Consider the following 1,179-nt stretch of genomic DNA (forward strand, 5'->3'; position numbering starts at 1 on the left):
AAATGGCAAAGAGTAAGAGTAAGTTTTAGCGCAATAAGCCGCACGTTAACATCGGCACGATCGGCCACGTTGACCACGGCAAGACGTCTCTGACGGCAGCGATCACGAAGTTCTTCGGTGAGTTCAAGGCGTATGACCAGATCGACGCGGCACCGGAAGAAAAGGCACGCGGCATCACGATTTCGACGGCGCACGTTGAATATGAGACGCCTGCTCGTCACTACGCGCACGTCGACTGCCCCGGCCACGCTGACTATGTGAAGAACATGATCACGGGTGCTGCGCAGATGGACGGCGCGATCCTGGTTTGCTCGGCTGCTGACGGCCCGATGCCGCAGACGCGCGAACACATCCTGCTCGCCCGCCAGGTTGGCGTTCCGGCGATCGTTGTGTTCCTGAACAAGGTCGACCAGGTTGACGACGCCGAGCTTCTGGAGCTCGTCGAGCTTGAAGTTCGCGAACTTCTGTCATCCTACGACTTCCCGGGCGACGACATTCCGGTTGTCAAGGGTTCGGCCCTTGCTGCTCTGGAAGACAGCGACAAGAAGATCGGCGAAGACGCGATCCGCGAGCTGATGGCAGCGGTTGACGCCTACATCCCGACGCCTGAGCGTCCGATCGACCAGCCGTTCCTGATGCCGATCGAAGACGTGTTCTCGATCTCCGGCCGTGGTACGGTTGTGACGGGCCGCGTCGAGCGTGGCATTGTCAAGGTTGGTGAAGAAGTCGAAATCGTCGGCATTCGTCCGACGTCGAAGACGACGGTTACCGGCGTTGAAATGTTCCGTAAGCTGCTCGATCAGGGCCAGGCTGGCGACAACATCGGCGCGCTGATCCGCGGTGTGAACCGTGACGGCGTCGAGCGTGGCCAGATCCTTTGCAAGCCGGGCACTGTAAAGCCGCACAAGAAGTTCAAGGCCGAAGCCTACATCCTGACGAAGGAAGAAGGCGGCCGTCATACGCCGTTCTTCACGAACTACCGTCCGCAGTTCTACTTCCGCACGACGGACGTGACGGGTATCGTGACGCTTCCGGAAGGCACGGAAATGGTTATGCCTGGCGACAACATCACGGTTGACGTCGAGCTGATCGTTCCGATCGCGATGGAAGAAAAGCTGCGCTTCGCGATCCGCGAAGGCGGCCGTACCGTCGGCGCCGGCATCGTCGCTAGCATCGTCG

General features: G+C 59.8%; 1 pseudogene. It reads left to right on the forward strand.

Annotation, left to right across the window (positions count from 1 at the left end):
* Positions 1 to 2 precede the first annotated feature (2 nt).
* A pseudogene (gene tuf / locus QD357_RS32370) lies at positions 3 to 1,179 on the forward strand (elongation factor Tu); the annotation flags it as partial.

This window comes from Rhizobium sp. BR 317 (assembly GCF_047445835.1).
GTDB classification, from domain to species: Bacteria; Pseudomonadota; Alphaproteobacteria; order Rhizobiales; family Rhizobiaceae; genus Rhizobium; species Rhizobium paranaense.